The organism is Mucilaginibacter sp., from assembly GCF_036383575.1.
Classification (GTDB): Bacteria; Bacteroidota; Bacteroidia; order Sphingobacteriales; family Sphingobacteriaceae; genus Mucilaginibacter.
The window spans coordinates 1-17330 of the sequence record NZ_DASVOB010000466.1; the positions used below are offsets into that span (position 1 = coordinate 1).

The following is a 17330-nucleotide window of genomic DNA, read 5'->3' on the forward strand; positions in this document are numbered from 1 at the left end:
CGACAGTAGTAAAGTTCAGCAGGATCCTGAAATCCAAAAGGCAAGAAAGATCGCTCGTCTGCAAAAAGAAGCGCAAAAACTCGGCCTTACACTCCAAAATGCAGCTTGATTATGAATACTTTACATGCACGTCATTATAAGCACAGCGTGGCAATCGCATGCTATATAGAGCGGCTCTTCTTCTGTGCGATTGCCACGCTGTGCTCGCAATGACATATGTATATCAACCCGCTCATAATCAAATTCTTCCATCGTTGTCTTTAAATGCGCCGTTTGCATAGCATTAATACCTAATTCTCTACGCTAAATGCTTGTTTGATACCTCAAATAACCTCAATTATTGCCCATTATTACCGCAAATTACTTTGAGTCAAACGTTTGCGTAAGCCTGTTTTAGGCCAAAACAAACGTTTGCGCTGTGTTTGCAGGGGCGTTTTTTTGCTTTCAAAATCCTGTATCTCTAATTTCCATTATTCAAAAACGGGACTAAATCGCAACAGAAAACTAACAATTAATTAATACCAACACCCACCACGTATGATTAAAATTTACTCAAACCCCGACCAGGGCTTCAGCAAACACATTTATTTAAGGAGGCAGACAAATGGCCTTTTTAAATTGATGTGCTGTTGCCTGCTTTTATTATTGCCTGTGCTTGCAAATGCGCAAACAATTATCAGTGGTAATGTAAAAGATAAAGATGGCCCCATCATTGGAGCCACTGTAACTCAAAAAGGCGCTAAAAATATTACCTCTACCGATGTTAACGGTAAGTTTAAGCTTACATTAAAGGGTAACTCAACGGTATTGGTTGTTTCTTACGTAGGATTCAAAACACAGGAAGTATCTGTGGGAAATTTAACCGATATAACTATTACCTTACAGGAAGACCTCAACAAACTGAACGAAGTAGTTGTAGTTGGTTATGGTACCGTTAAAAAAGGCGACTTAACCGGCTCAATCAGCTCTATAAAAAGTGATAACCTGACACTTGGCGGCACTACGTCTAATATCGGTCAGGCTATTCAGGGTAAAGCAGCCGGTGTGCAAGTTCAGCAAGCCAGTTTTGCACCAGGTTCAGGTATCAATATTACCGTGAGGGGTGGTAACTCCATCAATACTTCTACAGCACCACTTTATGTAGTTGATGGTTTCATAAGTGAAGCCGGCAGCCAGGTTAACCCCAACGATATCGAAGACATCCAGGTGCTTAAAGATGCATCTGCAACTGCTATTTATGGTTCAAGAGGTGGTAATGGTGTTGTTTTGATCACCACCAAAAAAGGAAAAAATGGTAAAGTTTCTTTAGATGCTGATATATCAGGCGGTACGCAATATTTAACGTATAAACCGAATCTGCTAACCGGTCAGCAGTATACCGATATCCAAAATGCTACTGCTCTTGAAGATGGCAAACCACAGCCATATCCTTCAAGTTTCCAGGTGGCAAACACTAATTGGTTAAAGCTGGCTACCCGCAATGCAACTGTTCAAAATCAAAGCATCAGTTTAAGTTCCGGCGATCAAAATTCAAAGATCTATGTAGCGGGCAATCACATTAAACAAGTAGGTGTGCTGGAACGTACCGGTTTTGAAAGATATACTGCGAGGATTGGTGCCGAAAAAACCGTGAATGAAAACATTAAGATCAGCGGTAACTTCTACGGTGCTACTTCCAGTGCAACGTTGCAATCATACTCAGGCGATATCACTGCGCCATTGTTCAGTTTACTTACCGCACCGCCTAACGTAGCGCCTTACAATGCCGATGGCACTTATAACTATTATGTTACCCAGGGCACAAAGACAAACGCTTTGGCCGGCCTTTTGGAACCGACCAATAACAACGGGAATAAGTTGATAAACGCCAATATTGGTTTAGATTATAAGATCATCAACGGGTTAACATATCACCTTACCGCAGGTACCGAATATAACCAAACCACTACAGGGCAATACCTGCCAACAACTACAATTGCCGGTGCAAAACAGGGTGGTGTAGCTGCCGAACAGATCTATTCAAACTTCAGGTGGATTGCTGAGAACTACTTTACTTATAAATTCAATATCAAAAAAGATCATGATTTTACCGTATTGTTAGGTACATCAAACCAAAAAGATGTTGCCGAGTCATTACTTTCCGGTGCAAAAGGCTTTTCAACTGATGCGTTCCTTTATTATAATTTAAATGCCGGATCATTAAGTAATGGTTACGGAAGCAGCAAGGCGGAGGCTTTCCTCACATCATACTTCACCAGGTTAAATTATGCCTATAAGGATAAGATCCTGGCGTCATTCTCTTATCGTGATGACCGCTCGTCGCAGTTTGGTTCAAACAAGCGTTCTGGCTTTTTCCCGGCTGGTGCTGTGGCTTATAAATTAACTGATGAAGATTTTGTAAAAGATCTGAATACTTTCTCAAATTTAAAAGCCCGTGTTAGCTACGGTGTTACCGGTAACGACCGTATCCCTGCAAGCTTATATCTTGCAACTTTTGGCTCCTATAACACGGTAATTAATGGAAGCGGGCAATTGCAACCAGGTATCGAGCCCAAAAATCTTGCAAACCCTAACCTTCAATGGGAGGCAACAAGACAATTGGATATTGGTTTAGATATGGGCTTTGCTAATGGCCGTATCAACGCAAGTATTGATTATTACAGTAAAAAAACTACCGATCTGCTGATCCAGGTACCGATTGGGGCACAATGGGGTGCCACTAACGGAACACAATGGATAAATGGCGGTGCTATCCAAAACAGGGGTATTGAGCTTTCGGTAAATACCAGCAACCTACGCAGCAAAGACCTGACATGGAATACTACAATTACATTTGCCTACAATAAACAAAAGGCGTTAGATTTAGGTCCGGGGGTTACAATAATAAGCACTAATACCTCCAACCCAAGCGGTACCGTTTCGGGCCAGGAGTTTACAAGGGTTATACCAGGTATTGAGCTGGGTGAATTGTATGGGTATGTATACCAGGGTGTTATAAAAACAGGGGAAAGCTATGCCCCGCAACCAAATTCAAAAGCAGGTGACCCTAAATACAAAGATGTTAATGGCGATGGTGTAATTACTCCGGCCGACCGTACTTACCTGGGCAACTCAAACCCACATTACATGGCCGGTTTTGGTAACGATTTTCATTACAAAGGCATCGATCTTGGTATATTTTTCCAGGGAGCGTTTGATTACTACCTGTACAATATGAACAACATGGTACTGGAATCAACCACCGGTGCAGCCGCATTAAACAGGTTTGTTGCAGGCAAAAATGAAAATACAGCTATCCCGCGTGAAGGTTATTACCTGAGCACCTATGGTAGCTATGTAAACTCACGTTTTGTTGAAAATGCCTCTTATGTACGTTTGAAATCGCTTACACTGGCATACAACTTCCCGGCCTCGTTATTTCAAAATATGAAAATTTTACAGGGCATCAGGATTTATGCCGAAGCGCAAAACCTGTGGACCATTACTGGTTATAAAGGTACTGACCCGGAAGCAAACGTACATGCCGATGACACTGGCGCACATCCTGGCCAGGTTCCGATCCGGTCGGCTCTTGGAGGTGGTTTAGATTTTAACTCCTTCCCGGCATTTAAAACGATAACATTCGGTATTAAGGCATCTATCCATTAATGAATTATCCATTTAAGGGATCAACAAAATTTAAATCAAATGAAAAAATATAATATTCTACTCCTTGCAGCTGCGGTAGTTACTCAGTTTTCCTGTAACAAATCCAGCCTTGAACCTAAAATATATAGCAGCTTAACAAGCCAAAACGCATTCCTCACCAAGTCTGACGCTATTGCGGCTGTGAATGCGGTTTATGCCCGCCTGAAAGGGCCTTCGGTCGGCGATAATTATGACTATTGGACAGTAAGGCACTTCGCCCTTACCGATTTAACCACCGATGTAGGCCACTGTAGCTACGCTGGCGATCCGGGACAATTATCACTGGTGCAGTGGAACTCGGCCAATGGTTTGATAGCTGAGGATTACAGGCAAATTTACAAGTTGGTAGCCAATGCCAATAACGCCATCTACAATATCGGGGCTATGAAGAGTATCACAGATGCACAAAAAAATCAGTTTTTGGCCGAGATGAAATTTTTACGTGCTATTGCTTATTCTGATCTTACAGACGCATGGGGGCCGGTGATCCTGAATACTGAAAAAGATGTAGCTAATCCTGATTACAAGGCTCAAACCGCTCCAAGTCCAGTAGCAGATGTTGACGCTTTAATGATCACTGATTTGCAAAACGCGATCAATGTATTGCCGGCAGATTATACAAAAAGTGATATTTATACAACCAACGATGTTGGTCGGGCTACAAAAGGAGCCGCTATGTTCCTGTTGGCTAAGGTCTATCTGCGTGAGCATCAATGGCAAAAAGCTGCCGATCTGACAAAACAAGTAATGGACCTGGGTATTTATCAGTTATATCCAACGTACTCAGGTTTGTTTAAAGAATCAAATACATGGTGCTCTGAAAATATCTTCTCGGTATTGAGTGATGCCAACGTTAACGGTACCGAGTTATTGAACCACTTTGGTCCGTTGAGCCATCCCGTGTTAACCGACAGGTGGCAGTACTACGCTGTAACCTGGGATTTTTACAATAGTTATGGCGATGAGGACGATCGTAAAAAAATGTTTTTTACCCAATACCAGGGTGTTGACGGATTAACGCACAAACAAGCTCCTTCACAGGGTGCTACCGCTCCGGATGGTGTATTATATATGCCGGACGTTGCAACCATGAAGTATGCTGATCCAAACGGTGCCAACACTTACTATGACGGCCATAGTGTTGATGTTTTACGTTATGCCGATGTATTACTAAGTCGTGCTGAAGCTTTAAATGAACTGGGCGGTCCAACTGCCGAAGCTGTTTCATTGGTAAACCAGGTTAAAGGTAGGTCGCATGCCAAGTTGTTGGTACAGGGCAACCTTACCCAGGCGAGTTTTCGCGATGCTTTGTTGCAGGAGCGTGGCTGGGAACTGTATTACGAAGGGAAAAGAAGGGCCGACCTCAAGCGCTTTGGCAAATATGATGTGATCGTGAACGCTTACCTGAAACGTATTGGCCAAACCAATACTGTTCAACTGCCACGCGATGAGTATTTCCCATACCCGCTTGCCCAGGTTAATATTAATCCTAACCTGAATAACGGAGGCAGGCAGCAATAAGTATACAATTCAATTATTGGTAAAGAATATACGGCCTTTAATAGGTTGTATATTCTTTACTGTTTAACCGGTATTACAAATTTTAGTGATGAAGGATTGGTTTAAAGTTTTAGCGGCGGGTTTATTAGTTTCGATCATTTGCGGGTGCTCGGGCGGAAACCTGGTAAAAGAAATCCATATAGGCCTGTACAATAACAACGAGCTGAAAATAAAGCTTGATGTTACGACCAGTAAACCGGTTGATCTGTATGCGGAGTATTGGATAGAGGGTAAGCAGCCGGTAAAATACCGGTCGACGACTACTGGTAATGCTACATCATACAAGCTTGTACTCTGCAATATTTTACCCGATACTACTTATTCATATCATATTGTAACGGTTGACGACGGTGACACCGTTGTCAGCAAAACCCATACTTTTAAATCGCATCAGCTACCGCTGTTTCTGCAGGAACAGTTTCACGCAAAAACGGCTGCTAAAGCCTCGCTGCCGGCTCAGTTTAATGACGGTTTGATGCTTATCAACAAACGCTATGCGCCGGGTGTGGCATTTTTGGTTGATACCAAAGGGCAGATCAGGTGGTATCACATGATTGACAGGTTGGGTTTTAAAGTGATCAATTTTACCAAGGATAAAACCTTGCTCTCCATTTTGGGCCGTAACGACGAGCCTACCAGTTACGGCAGCGAGATACTGGAGATCAATATGTTGGGCGATACGTTGCTGCATCTCACCAAAGGACAAGGCGATTTTAAGCAAACCATTCACCACGAAATACTGAAGAATGATAAAGGCCAGCTGGTAACCATTTTTGTTGATCAACGGTTAATGGACCTCACTTCGATAGGTGGTGGCAAACGGGATACCGTGAACGGCGATGGCATTATGGTGATGGACAAAACAGGCAAACAGGTTTATAAATGGAGTGTGTTTGATGTAATGGATCCGCTGAAAGACCCTAAGATCCTGAAAACTAAAAAAGACTGGATGCATGCCAACAGTCTTAATTATGATGTTGATGGTAACTACCTGATGTCATTTTATAACAACGGGCAAATCTGGAAGATAGATTCGCATAATGGTAAAGTAATTTACAAGTTTGGTAAGGGCGGTACCATTGCCATGCCTGCCGACTGCAACTTTACCCAGGCACACGCCGCCCATATCAATAAGCAGGGAAACCTGATGTTTTTTGATAATGGGGCGGAGAAACATCAATCGGGCGTTTATGCTATGAAAATTGATGAGAAAAATCAAACCTCAACTATTGCCATGCACATCAAACTACCTAAAGAGATTTTTAATGGCCGGATGGGCAGCGCATACATGATAAACGATACAACTACACTGGTATGCTGCTCAAAAAGGCATATCGTGGTACTTGCCGATAACAAAGGCGTTTTGCAGTGGACGATGGAAACCGCTGTGCCAACTTACCGCGCCGGTTTTATCAAATACGAACAGCTCGATCCATATTTAAAACCATAACCTATTTGAATATGAAAAAGAAATATCAATATATAACTTTCCTATTAGTGCTGTTTGCGTTGGCAAACGTTACGCAGTTGGTATCATGCAGTGGTAGTAAGGCTGAAGAGGCTGATAACGCCGATTCAGCAGCTGTAAATAACCTGGTTTCTATAGATACCGCAAAAATGCCCGGTGGTAAGTACGGTGATGCCGTACGTTATGGCAGGCAGCTGATGTTGCATACAGCCTATTACATCGGCCCCGAAGGTGTTAACGGGCATTATACCGGCAATAAAATGAACTGTACGAATTGCCATCGCGATGCAGGTACAAGGCCATACGCTTTTAATTTGGTAAGGTCGTTTCGTGATTATCCTCAATACAGGGCAAGAGAAGGCAGGATCTTATCTTTGGCCGAGCGGATCAATAATTGCGTAATGCGCCCTAACTTGGGCAGGCCGTTACCACTGGATAGCCGGGAGATGATCTCGATCATGGCCTACCTGAAGTTCTTGAGCGATTCATCAAACGTTGCAAAAACTACCAAAGGTTTAAAGAACATGGAAGTTAAGTTACCGGATGTGGCGGCATCATCAGACAGGGGCGAGGTATTATATGCTCAAAACTGTGAACGTTGCCATGCTAAAAACGGTGAAGGTAAAATGCGCTTTGATAATATAACTTACGAATATCCGCCGGTATGGGGTATGTTGGCTTACCGTCCGGGTTCGAGCATGCACAGGATAGTTAAGCTGGCCCAGTGGTTAAAGGGCAATATGCCTTATGATAAAACAGTCACAGGTAAAGCCTTTTTGACCGATGCACAGGCGCTTGATATTGCTGCCTTTGTTAATGATGATAAAAAGCATAAACGTCCTTTGCCTTCAAGCTCAAAAGAGGTTGATTATCCGCATTACGAAGAAAAAGCAATTGATTATGATAAAGGCCCTTTTAAAGATCCTTTCTCTGAACAGCAGCATAAATACGGGCCGTATAAGCCTATCATTGATTATTGGGAAGGCAAGGGGATTACGCCTGCTATTTAACCAATAGCGATGAACAAAATACTGCGGCCAGAGGCCGCGAAATAGTTGCCACTCGGCTGGAGCCGAGCGGCGGCGGAAAAAAACATGTCATTGCGAGGAGGAACGACGAAGCAATCGCGAACTTTACAGGGCGGCTTTGCATCCGTGCGATTGCCACGTTACGCTACGCAATGACATGGCTTTATTATAAAAAGACTGACTAAATTTATTCCATGAAAAAACAATTTTTAGCTATCACTTTCCTTTTAACCGGCTTTGCTGCTTCAGCACAAAAAGTACCTTATACCAATTGCGAAAAATGCTGGCTGGCCGATTCATTAGGTAACCACCGCGTGGTGCTAACCTTTAATGGCACAGGTAAAGTGGCTAAAGCAGTGATTAACTGGAGACGCAGGGATAATGAGCCCGAAAACAAGCGGATTATCATTGAAGATGCCAAAACCAAACAAAAAATAACTAACGTAAAAATAGGCTCAATAAACCGTGAAAGCGGCGAATTGTATTTTGAACCAACGTCGGGCAAGGGCGCTTATTTTGTGTATTACATGCCTTACAAAAATGAGGGCCGTTCAAACTATCCGAAAGGCGTTTATCTTAAGCCAGAAAATACAGCTTCGGCAGGTTGGCTTAGTACAGTTAACGGCAAGGCGTCACTGGCTTCGGTAAAAGAATTTCAGTCGATCGATGCCTTTAATAGCTTTTACCCTATGGAAGTGATCGCCACTAAAGCAGAGACTGAGGCCTTGGTTAGCAAGCATAAAGCCGAACCGTTTTTGGTTTTTCCGGAGGATAGGATGAACTCCATCCGCATGATCAAAGACCTGCCGCAACGCTGGATAGAGTTTGGTCCGCAAAGCAAGTATACTGGTGAAGCTGCCCGCGGAGAAAACTTCGCATTTCAGCTTGGCATTTATGCGTTGCAGGATATCGAAAATGTACACGTAACATTCAGTGATCTGAAATCAGCCACTGGTAAGGTTATTCCTGCTTCTGCATTTTTCTGTATAAATACCGGCGGTACTACATACGATGCTAAACCGCTTACTAAAGTAGTAAACGTGGCCAAAGGAGATATCCAGGCATTATGGTGCGGAGTTGATGTGCCAATGGCAACTTCATCCTCGGTTTATACAGGTAAAGCCACCATCGCCATAAACGGAAAACCTGTAAAAACGATAGCTTTATCTATAAAAGTAAATGCCAAAATATCAAAAGACGGCGGTGTAAGCGAGCCCTATAAAATGACCCGCCTTGGTTGGTTAAACTCAACCATGGCGCAGCAAAATACAGTTATCGCACCATATACCCCGCTTGAGGTAAATGGCGACATTATAAGTCTGCTGGGTCGTAAGGTAGAAGTAAACAAGGATGGTTTCCCAAAACAGATCCAAACTTATTTTACCCCCGAAATGACGGAGTATGCCGCTGCACCCAATAACCTGCTTACCGAAGGTATCCACTTTCATTTTATTGACGCCGCCGGGAAAAAGATAAACCTGAAAAGCCAGGGTGTGCAATTTACCAAAAAAGAGGCAGGTACGGTACAATGGACAGCGGTAAGTGCCAATGACAGCTTACAGATGGATGTAACTGCTTCGTTGGAGTTTGATGGCTTTATGGCTTATACGGTAAAGGTAAAAGCCTTGCAGGATGTTAGCCTGAAAGATATTACCATGCACATCCCCTTTAAAAAAGATTTTGCCAAATACATGATGGGCCTTGGTCAAAAAGGTGGTTATCGTCCCGAAAACTTTGAATGGAAGTGGGATGTTGCCCATAAAAACCAGGACGGCGCCTGGATAGGCAGTGTGAACGGTGGGTTGCAATATTCATTGAGGGATGAAAAATATGTTCGTCCGCTGAATACCAATTTTTATCTGCAAAAACCTTTATTGCTGCCAACTTCATGGGGTAATGATAACAAGGGAGGTATTAAGGTAGCCTTTGATGGCAAAGCGGTATTAGCAAATAACTACAGCGGCGAGCGTGACCTGAAAAAAGGGGATGAGCTGTATTATAACTTTACCCTGCTGGTAACACCTTTCCATACTATCAATACCGATTTTCAGTGGGCTACAAGGTTTTACCATTCATACAAACCTATTGATACCATTAAAAGTGCAGGTGCAACGCTTATCAATATTCACCATGCAACTGCTATAAACCCTACTATCAACTATCCGTTCATCGCATGGCAAAAAATGAAGGCTTATGATGATTCGGCACATGCGGCGGGTTTAAAAGTGAAGATCTATAACACTATTCGTGAGTTATCAAATCATGCTTATGAAACTTTTGCCTTGCGCAGTTTAGGCCATGAAATTTACTCGCCGGGTAAGGGTGGTGGCTTTAGTTGGTTACAGGAGCATGTGGGCGATGATTATATAGCTGCATGGTTTGTACCTGAAATTAAAGATGCAGCTATCATTAACAGCGGCATGAACCGTTGGCATAATTACTATGTGGAAGGTATGAACTGGCTCACCCAAAACGTAGGTATCGACGGTATTTACCTGGACGATGTGGCCTTTGACCGTGTTACCATGAAGCGTATCAAACGGGTATTGACCAAAGACGGTCACCCGGGGATTATTGATTTACACTCTGCCAATCAATACAATAAAAGCGACGGTTTTAACAACAGCGCCAACCTGTATATGGAGCATTTTCCTTACCTGAACCGCTTGTGGTTTGGTGAGTATTTCGATTACGAAAAAAATGATCCTGATTTCTTCCTGACCGAGGTAAGTGGGATCCCGTTTGGTTTGATGGGCGAGATGCTGCAGGGCGGTGGCAACAAATGGCGAGGCATGGTTTACGGGATGACCAACCGTATGCCATGGAGCGATGGTGCTGACCCGCGCCCGATCTGGAAAGCCTGGGACAACTTTGGCATGAAGGGAACCAAAATGATTGGTTACTGGGTTGATGATAATCCGGTAAAAACAGATAAGGCCAAAGTAATTGCAACCGTTTACAAAAAAGATGGTGCAGCCATGGTGGCCATTGCCAGCTGGGAAGATGCTGATACCGATTTTCAGTTAAATATCGACTGGGAAAAATTAGGCATCGATCCTGCCAAAGCAACTATTACCGCTCCCGAAATTAAAAGCTTTCAGCCAGGCAAAACATTTGGCTTGAATGACAGGATTCCGGTTGAAAAAGGTAAAGGCTGGCTGTTGATCATTAAATAACACGGTAATGAATAAAAAATGGTTTATCGCCATATGCCTTTGCGTTGGCGGCCTGAAAGCATTTGCCCAGCAAACGGCAAGTGTGCGTGAGTATACTAAGGCTATTACCACTTATCCTTTTTCGGATCCTAACCCGATACCGGCATTCAACAATATTTATCCGTATTTCCGTTATGACGGATTTACGGATAAGCCGGTGCAAAAGGAGTGGAAAATAGTGGAGCTGGAGAACGCGTACATCAGGTTAACCATTTTACCTCAGATAGGCGGCAAAATTTGGTCGGCCGTTGAAAAATCGACTGGTAAGCCAATTGTTTATGAAAACCATGTAGTGAAATTCAGGGATATTGCCATGCGTGGCCCCTGGACAAGCGGCGGTATTGAGCCTAATTACGGCATTATTGGCCATACACCAAACTCGGTTACCCCGGTCGATTATCTGACCCGCAAAAATGCCGATGGCAGTGTAAGTTGTTTCATCGGCGTGCTTGATCTGCTTACCAACACCACCTGGACAATGGAAGTAAATCTTCCGGCAGATAAGGCTTACTTTACAACAAAATCTTTCTGGCATAACTCAACACCACTTGAACAGCCTTATTATCACTGGATGAATACCGGGATCAAAACCAGTGGTAAACTTGAATATATTTTCCCAGGTACCAAATACCTTGGTCACCAGGGAGAGTATGCCGACTGGCCTATCAACAAGCAGAATGGGAAGGACTTGTCCTTTTATGATAATAACAACTTTGGCGGTTATAAATCATACCATGTGTTTGGCAAGTACACCAATTTTTTTGGTGCTTACTGGCACAACGATGATTTTGGTATGGCCCGTTATGGCGGTCACGAAGATAAAGCCGGTAAAAAGATCTGGATCTGGGGATTATCAGATCAGGGCATGATCTGGGAAAAACAGCTTACTGATAACGATGGTCAATATTCCGAAATTCAGTCGGGGAGGCTGTTTAATCAAACTGCTGCTAAGAGCACATTTACGCCGTTCAAGCACAAAGGCTTTGCGCCGGGCACTTCAGATACCTGGACAGAATATTGGTATCCGGTATTGAAAACCAAAGGTTTTGTGCAGGCCAATAACTATGGCGCGCTTAATGTTAAGGCAGAGGGTGGTTGGTTGAAACTCTATTTCAACCCAGTTCAACTGATTGCCGATACGCTAACTGTAAAACAGGGCGATAGGGTGATTTACAGTAAAAAAATAAGCTTAAGCCCTTTACAGTTATTTGCCGATTCGGTTAAAGCAGATGCCGGCGATGTGCTGGTAACTTTGGGTGCTAATAAACTGATCTATAATTCAAAGCCTGAAGCTGATAACCTCAGTCGTCCGGTTGATTTGCCAAAAGATTTCGACTGGAACAGCGCTTATGGGTTATATACTCAGGGGAAGGAATTCATGGATCAAAAAATGTATCCCGAAGCTGAAGAAAAACTGCAGGTAGCATTAAAGAAAGATTCATACTTTTTACCTGCTTTGGTACAATCGGCAGCATTGATGTACCGTAATATGCGCTATGCCGAGGCTTTGGCTTTTGCCCAAACTGCTTTGAGCATCAATGCCAATGATGGCGCTGCAAACTACTATTATGGCACTATCAATGCGCAGCTGGGTAATGTGACTGATGCTAAAGATGGTTTTGATATGGCCGGTTTATCTGTTGAATACCGCAATGCTGCTTACTCAGCTTTAGGTAGTTTATATCTAAAAGAAAAGAACGATATAAAGGCTCTGGAGTTTGCTTCAAAGGCTCTGGATTTTAACAGATACGATGTGTCTTCGCTACAGGTGCAAGCCATAGCTTACCGCCATTTGAACGAGCGAAAAAATGCCGAACAGGTTTTAGATACGATACTGGCCTACGAACCGCTTAATCACTTTGCCCGCTTTGAGCAGTATCTATGGCAATCATCAGAAGCTGCTAAAAGTGCGTTTACCTCAATGATTCGAAATGAGCAGCCTATTGAAAGTTACCTCGATCTGACGGATCTGTACGATCATAATGGCTGTACCGTAGAAAGTGAAAACGTTTTAAAGCTTTCGCCAGCCAATGCGCTTGTGCATTATAAACTGGCCTTTTTGCAGTATAAGCAGGCAAAACCATTTAGTGAGGCGTTAAATAAAGCCAATGCAGCTACTACTGCATTTGTGTTCCCTTTCCGCAACAGTGATGAAGAAGTGTTGCAATGGGCTATGCAACAAAGCAATGACTGGAAGCCAAAGTATTTCCTTGCGCTGCTTTATAAAGACCGTAATCGTATTGATGAGAGCAAAAAACTGTTTGCTGAATGCGGCAACCTGCCCGATTTTGCACCTTTTTATGCGGCAAGAGCTGCCATCGAAGCAGGCGACGATGTTCGGGCCGATCTAAACACGGCGGCCAAGCTTGATAAAGGCTGGCGCTACAACAAGTTGCTTGGCGAGTATTATGTTAATAATAAGCAATATGTCAAAGCATTAACTACTGTTGAGCCGTTTTATAAATCACATCCTGATAATTATATCATAGGCATGTTGTATGCCAAAACATTGCTGCTCAATAAGCGCTATAGTGAATGTGGCAAGCTTTTATCGCGGATTGATATTTTACCGTTTGAAGGCGCAACTATCGGTCGTGAGTTATACCGTGAAACCGAATTAATGCGGGCGGTTCAAAAGATGGGCACTAAAAACTACAAAACAGCTTTAGATTATATTGGCGATGCCAAAAAGTGGCCGGCAAATCTGGGCGTAGGTAAACCTTATGCCGAAAATATTGATGAGCGCCTGGAAGATTGGATGATCTATTTGTGCTATACAAAAATGGGAAAAGCAGATGAAGCCACGCAAGCCCTGCATAAGATCGTAGCCTTTAAGCCTCAAATTGATAATACGGTAAGTAATTTCCTTTCGGCCAATCATTTGGTTACGGCCTGGGCTATTGAAAAATTAGATGGCCGTGCGGCAGCAATTAACTGGTTAAATGCCGAGATCCAAAAGTATCCCGACGATAAAGTGATCAAATGGTGCAAAGAGGTTTTTGAAACCAAGGTTTTTAAAGACAGCGATGTGAGCGATGCAAGTATCAGGATATTAGAACGGTTAATGTAATTATCTCAGCTGCTTGGCAAACTCCGATGGCCTGATATTAGTTAGCTGATAAAATATGGCACTGAAAGCAGATAGACTATTGTAGCCCAGTTTATAAGCGATCTCGCTCATCGACATATCGGTTTGCAGCATCAATTCAATGGCTTTAACCATTTTTAATAGCTTAAAGTACTGTAAAAAAGAAGTATGCAGGGTTGATTGGAACAGGCGGGAGAGTGTCCTTTCGCTGAAACCAGTTTCCTCGCTTACTGACGAAAGCGTTAAAGGCTCAAAAGCATTTTCATTCATATGATCCAATACCGGGTGCATTCTGGGATTGTCGGTAGTGGGCAAGGCTACCGGTAAAGCTTTTTTGCTGATCTCAGGCAGGATCGCTTTTATTCCCGCTAAAAAATGAAATGCCTGTTCATCGGGTTGCACATCACCATTCCAGCGTTCGGAATATATAAGCATCTGCAATAATAAATTGTTGATAGGGTAGATGCCGCCTTTGGTGTAAAAAGGGTTACTTTCATCATCGTGCCAGTAAAAATACACCGTGCGCGTAATTGCTGATTTGTGCATTTCCACAAAATGCATCATTCCTCCGGGGATCCACACATAATGCCTCGCCGGGATCACCAAAGTCTTATCGGTTAGGTGAATATAGGCTATCCCACCTTCAATATAAATCAGTTGCCCTTTTTTGTGACTGTGGTTGGGGAAGTTCCTTTCTGTTTTCCAGTTAATTACATAAACCGATTCGGGGTATTGATCTATATCCCTGAAAAAGCTTTCGGCGGTAAGCGCATCTATGTTTTGGCTGGAATGAATAAGCATTTGGCAAATTTAAATAAAATAAGCTTTTACCAAGTGCCGACCTTTGTATTATTAAATCACCATGAACTTTAATAGTAAATTTTACCTGGCCTTGTTGCCAGTTTTGTTGTCGGCTTTTTCGTTAAAGGCCCAACAACCCATTGCTGATACCAGTAAAAACCTTTCCTTAACCATAGCCCAGGTTTGGCAAAAAGCAGCCATTAACAGCAAAGCTGTACAAATTAGACAATTACGTGTAACAAGCAGTGCGGAGGCCATCAAAGATGCCAAAGCGGAGCGTTTGCCAGAGATCGGTATTAACGGCGAGTACGCCCGTGTGAGCAATATGCCGGTTTACGAAAACGGTATTTTCAATACGCCAACGCAGTTTCCGGTTTTGCATACCACCTACACCGTAGGCGGTGAAGCTTACCTGAACATTTACAATGGCAATAAAACCAACCTGGAAATTGACGCCCGTAAACGCGAAAACAATATAGCAGGCGAGCAGCAGAAGTTAACCGTATCTGAAGTGAAACTGCGTGCTGCTGCCTATTATTTAGATATGCAGCGCAGCATAATTTTTAAAGATCTGTTGTTAAAAGACATCGCCGCACAGGAAAAGCAATTGCTGCAGATCAAGACCCTGCAAAAGAACGGTGTTGTATTGAAAAGCGATGTTTTAAGAGCAGAACTCAAACTCTCCAAACAAAAACTTTCGTTAGTACAGTTAGACAATGATCTGGCGATAGCCAATCAAAAATTAAATATCCTGATAGGCTTGCCTGATGATCAGCGGGTAGATCCCGTTGAAGCTGTTCAGCTGGATACAACAGGGAATGAATCCTACGATGAGTATTTGACTGATGCCGGAAAAAATGCCTATCAGCTTAAAATCTCCGAACAGGAAACAGAACTAAGCAAACTCAAGCTGAAGAACGTTAAAGCCAATGTATCTCCAAAGATAGGCTTGTTTGCTGCTTATAATTACAGCTATCCACAGATCCTGTTTTACCCGTATTCGCCAAGTTTGTACGGGTTGGGTTTTGCAGGTGTAAAAGCTTCTTTTTCTATCTCATCTTTTTATCATAATAGCCACAAAGTGAAAGTTGCAAGACTGGATCTGGAAAGCCAGGAAATTGAACACGCCGAAACTGAGGATGGCATCCGTCAGCAGGTTAACGAAGCATGGCTTAGGTACAAGGAAGCACTGAACAGGGTAGATGTGAGCAAAACCAATGTTCAGCAAGCCACTGAAAACAGGCGTATTGTTAATAATACCTATTTCAACCAGCTTTCGCTGATAACTGATCTGCTTGATGCCGATACGCAGTTATTACAAACCCGCTTTGACCTGGCCGCTGCCAGGATAGCCGCTCAACTTCAATATTATCAATTACAAAACGTAACCGGGAAACTTTAATCATGAACAAACATATAAACACTTATACCGCAACTGATAAGTTAATAACGAAAATAACCACGTGGATAGCCGGCATAGTTGCTACCGGCTTATTAATATGGGGCATTATAACGCTGGTGCACCTGTACAGTTATGAAGAAACCGATGATGCCCAGGTCGAGGCCTACATTAACCCAATAACAGCCCGTGTAAGCGGTTTTATTAAGGAAATTAGGTACGATGAAAACCAGGACGTGAAAAAAGGGGATACCCTGCTTGTTATCGATAACCGTGAATATCAAATACAGCAGGAAGAAGCAGGCGCAGGCCTGCAAAATGCCCGTGAACAGGTGAGCGTACTGGAAAGTAATGTAGAAACGGCCGGGAAAATTGCTGAAGTAAACAAGGCACAGATAGCCGCTACTAAAGCCAAATTAGTTAAAGCCCAACAAGAATTTGAACGGTTCACCAAACTATATGATGCTGAATCGGCAACCAAGCAACAACTGGAGAATGTGCAAAGCGCGCTTGATGTAGCCCGGTCAGATTACCAGGCATCGTTAAATAACTACCAGGCTTCATTATCAAAAGTCAATGATAGCCGCTCACAGATCTCGCCGGTGCTTTCGGAGATCAAACGCCGTGAGCTGGTGTTGCAGCGCAATAAACTTGATGTTTCTTATACCGTTGTTACTGCGCCTTATGATGGTAAAATGGGTAAAAGAACTATTCAGCCGGGTCAGCAGATCCAGCTTGGACAAACGCTTGCATATATAGTTGACAAAGAAACCGGTCTTTGGGTTGTAGCCAACTTTAAGGAAACCCAGTTACACAATATGCGCATTGGCGAAGGGGTTGAGATTACTACGGATGCCTATCCCGACAGGAAAATAAAAGGGGAGATCCTTTCATTATCACCGGCTACAGGTTCACGTTTTTCATTATTGCCTCCCGATAACTCAACCGGTAACTTTGTGAAGATAGCCCAGCGCATCCCCGTAAAAATTAAAATTGATAACAAAGCTGTCGATTTTTTAAGCGCCGGTATGAATGCCAGCGTAACTGTACCTAAAAACTAACGGACATGAGCAATCTGATTACT

9 protein-coding genes are annotated in these 17330 nt (G+C 43.1%); 8 read left to right on the top strand and 1 reads right to left on the bottom strand.

Annotated features, from left to right (window positions below):
* Positions 1-537 precede the first annotated feature (537 nt).
* The 6 genes from VF500_RS16525 (at position 538) to VF500_RS16550 (ending at position 14028) form a co-directional block, all read left to right on the top strand.
* Entirely contained in the window at positions 538-3648 is a 3111-nt protein-coding gene (locus VF500_RS16525; protein WP_330860727.1) for a TonB-dependent receptor, read from the top strand.
* A 39-nt stretch (positions 3649-3687) separates the two neighbouring features.
* Positions 3688-5208 (top strand): RagB/SusD family nutrient uptake outer membrane protein, encoded by a 1521-nt coding sequence (locus tag VF500_RS16530; RefSeq protein WP_330860728.1) that lies wholly within the window; start codon positions 3688-3690, stop codon positions 5206-5208.
* Positions 5209-5296: 88 nt separating this feature from the next.
* Positions 5297-6697: an aryl-sulfate sulfotransferase gene (locus VF500_RS16535; RefSeq protein WP_330860729.1), complete on the top strand. Its 1401-nt coding sequence runs from the start codon at positions 5297-5299 to the stop codon at positions 6695-6697.
* 11 nt (positions 6698-6708) lie between these two features.
* Positions 6709-7725 carry a c-type cytochrome gene (locus VF500_RS16540; RefSeq protein WP_330860730.1) on the top strand — a complete coding sequence of 339 codons (1017 nt, stop codon included), beginning with the start codon at positions 6709-6711 and terminating at the stop codon, positions 7723-7725.
* 212 nt (positions 7726-7937) lie between these two features.
* Positions 7938-10919 carry a glycoside hydrolase domain-containing protein gene (locus VF500_RS16545; protein ID WP_330860731.1) on the top strand — a complete coding sequence of 994 codons (2982 nt, stop codon included), beginning with the start codon at positions 7938-7940 and terminating at the stop codon, positions 10917-10919.
* Positions 10920-10926: 7 nt separating this feature from the next.
* A complete protein-coding gene (locus tag VF500_RS16550; RefSeq protein WP_330860732.1) occupies positions 10927-14028 on the top strand; it encodes a DUF5107 domain-containing protein in 3102 nt (1033 codons plus the stop codon).
* On the opposite strand, the gene VF500_RS16555 is transcribed toward VF500_RS16550, so the two are convergent.
* Positions 14029-14847, bottom strand: coding sequence for an AraC family transcriptional regulator (locus VF500_RS16555; RefSeq protein WP_330860733.1), 819 nt, complete (start codon positions 14845-14847; stop codon positions 14029-14031). It lies immediately after the preceding gene.
* A gap of 61 nt (positions 14848-14908) precedes the next feature.
* Here VF500_RS16555 and VF500_RS16560 point away from each other — a divergent pair, with 61 nt between their 5' ends.
* Both VF500_RS16560 and VF500_RS16565 read left to right on the top strand, forming a co-directional pair.
* The gene (locus tag VF500_RS16560; RefSeq protein ID WP_330860734.1) at positions 14909-16249 is read left to right on the top strand and encodes a TolC family protein; all 1341 of its coding nucleotides are present in this window, start codon (positions 14909-14911) and stop codon (positions 16247-16249) included.
* Positions 16250-16251: 2 nt separating this feature from the next.
* On the top strand, positions 16252-17307 hold the full coding sequence (locus VF500_RS16565; protein ID WP_330860736.1) for an HlyD family secretion protein: 1056 nt from the start codon (positions 16252-16254) through the stop codon (positions 17305-17307).
* The last annotated feature ends 23 nt before the right edge of the window (positions 17308-17330 follow it).

Bases quoted from the DNA above. Each gene is read 5' to 3' on its own strand.
- VF500_RS16525 (WP_330860727.1), top strand. From the start codon at position 538: ATGATTAAAATTTACTCAAACCCCGACCAGGGCTTCAGCAAACACATT.
- VF500_RS16565 (WP_330860736.1), top strand. From the start codon at position 16,252: ATGAACAAACATATAAACACTTATACCGCAACTGATAAGTTAATAACG.
- VF500_RS16550 (WP_330860732.1), top strand. From the start codon at position 10,927: ATGAATAAAAAATGGTTTATCGCCATATGCCTTTGCGTTGGCGGCCTG.
- VF500_RS16530 (WP_330860728.1), top strand. From the start codon at position 3,688: ATGAAAAAATATAATATTCTACTCCTTGCAGCTGCGGTAGTTACTCAG.
- VF500_RS16540 (WP_330860730.1), top strand. From the start codon at position 6,709: ATGAAAAAGAAATATCAATATATAACTTTCCTATTAGTGCTGTTTGCG.
- VF500_RS16555 (WP_330860733.1), bottom strand. From the start codon at position 14,847: ATGCTTATTCATTCCAGCCAAAACATAGATGCGCTTACCGCCGAAAGC.
- VF500_RS16560 (WP_330860734.1), top strand. From the start codon at position 14,909: ATGAACTTTAATAGTAAATTTTACCTGGCCTTGTTGCCAGTTTTGTTG.
- VF500_RS16535 (WP_330860729.1), top strand. From the start codon at position 5,297: ATGAAGGATTGGTTTAAAGTTTTAGCGGCGGGTTTATTAGTTTCGATC.
- VF500_RS16545 (WP_330860731.1), top strand. From the start codon at position 7,938: ATGAAAAAACAATTTTTAGCTATCACTTTCCTTTTAACCGGCTTTGCT.